We start from the raw sequence: 1,968 nt of genomic DNA on the forward strand, positions 1-1,968 counted from the left end.
GCGCTCGTCTCGCGGCCGGCGCACCGCCGCCCGGGCGCGGCGGCGCAGTCCCGGCAGCGCCTTGCGGACCGGACCGTCGGACTCCCCGGGCTCCCCTTCGAGCTCCTCGACCCGCGCCCGCAGCCGCGTGACCCGGCCGCGCAGCCGCTGGACCTCCTCGCGCCGCTCGCGCACGGCCGTCTGCACGGCGGCCTGGGTGTGGTCGGCGGCCAACGCCACCGCGTCCGCGTGCAGGGCCGCGTAGTCCTCGCTCGCACGCTGCAGCGCGGCGACCGCCTCGGCGTCCTCGGGGTCATCGACGAGCCCGTTGACGGCTTGCCAGGTGGCCTCGGCCACGTCGCGCAGCGCCGCGGGCACCGCGGTCTCGTCCCACCCGGCGCGGGAGCGGTTCAGCGAGCTGTCCACGAAGTCGTCGACCGCGTGGTGGCCCCCCTGCTCGACGGCCGGGTCGAGCGCGATCTCCAGCCGCCCCGGCAGCGGCGCCAGCGCCCGGCGCCAGTCGGCGAGAAGGTCGTCGTACCGCACGAACGCCCGGGGCGTGCCACGCGTCGCCCGCTCGGTCAGGTAGCAGGCGTTGCACCAGGCCGCCACGTTGCTGATCTCGCGGACCCGGCGGTGCTCGGCATCCTTCTGCGTGAGGTACGCCGTGTCGCGCGACCGCGCCACCTCGACCGGGTGGCGCAGCATCGTGAGGAAGGACAGGTCGACCTCCGCCTGCTCGGCGGCGGCCCGCCAGGCCCGGTGCAGCCAGAAGATCTGCGGGTCCTTGACCACCGACTGCGGGTGGCCGGCCACGTGGTCCGCGAGCCACCCGCGCAGGTCGGCGACCAGCTCGGGGTCGTCGGCCGCGGCGTCGGCGAGACCGGCCGCCTCGGGGCGCGCGTCGTTGCCCCGCACGGGCACCGCGTCCAGCACGCGGCCGTTGCGCTCGATCACCCACGGCGTCTCGTAGAACCCCTTGGGGTTGCGCTCGTCGGCCGGGGCGAGGGGCCCGGGCACCTCCAGGCCGAGCCGGGCCAGGGCGCCGGTGACGGTGCTGGTGCCGCTGCGCCCTGAGCCGGTGACGATCACCAGCCTCGCGCGGGCCGCGCTGCGTCCTTCGGTCACCCGGCGAGGCTACCCGTCCGCCGGCGCCGTCCTGTGGTCGGTGCTCAGCTCCCCGAACGACACCCGGTTCCACCGCGGGCCGACCGGCGTGAGCTCGACGCGGCGCGGGTCGAGGCCGTCGGTGGCCGCCTCGTCGCCGCGGACGATCACGACCTCGAGCCGCGACTCCGCGAGACCCTCGGCGAGGCCCTCACCCCACTCGACCACGGTGACCGCCTCGTCGAGCGAGGCGTCGAGGTCGAGGTCGTCGAGCTCGTCGAGCCCGGCCAGCCGGTAGGCGTCGACGTGCACGAGGTCCGGCCCGCCGTTGAGCGCGGGGTGGACGCGGGCGATCACGAACGTCGGCGAGGTGATGTCGCCGCGCACGCGCAGGCCGGCGCCCAGGCCCTGGGTGAACGTGGTCTTGCCGGCGCCGAGCTCCCCGCTCAGCACGATCAGGTCGCCGGCGGCGAGCTGGCCGGCGAGCGCGTGCCCCAGGGCCCGCATCGCGTCGGCGTCGGGCGCCTGGAAGACGTGGGTGCGCAGCGGGCGGCGCAGCTCGACGTTCGGAGCGGACCGCCGGATCTCACGGAAGCCCTGCCGCTGCCAGAACCGGATCGTCTGCGGCAGCTCCTCGCGGGCGACCACCGTCAGGTCGTCGGACCCCTCGGCCGCCTCCACCGCCGCGTCGATCAGCGCCGCGGCCACGCCATGCCCCTGGGCGGCGGGGCTCACCCCGAACCGGCGCAGGTACGTCGTGCCGCCGACCCGGTCGAGCACGAGCGCGCCGACCGGCTGGTCGTCGAGGCAGGCCAGCAGGCCGCCGTGGGCGGCGAGCCGGTCGCGGAGCGACGCCTCCGTCTCGCCCAGCGCCGCCGCCGG

General features: G+C 76.9%; 2 protein-coding genes. Both read right to left on the minus strand.

Features of this window, described 5'->3' with window-relative positions:
- A partial coding sequence (locus tag VGD85_RS15185) for a hypothetical protein (RefSeq protein ID WP_331064272.1) occupies positions 1-1,107 on the minus strand: 1,107 nt, incomplete at its 3' end.
- A gap of 9 nt (positions 1,108-1,116) precedes the next feature.
- Positions 1,117-1,968 (minus strand): tRNA (adenosine(37)-N6)-threonylcarbamoyltransferase complex ATPase subunit type 1 TsaE (tsaE, locus tag VGD85_RS15190; RefSeq protein ID WP_331064273.1); only part of this gene is annotated, 852 nt, incomplete at its 5' end.

Source organism: Nocardioides sp., assembly GCF_036401255.1.
Classification (GTDB): Bacteria; Actinomycetota; Actinomycetes; order Propionibacteriales; family Nocardioidaceae; genus Nocardioides.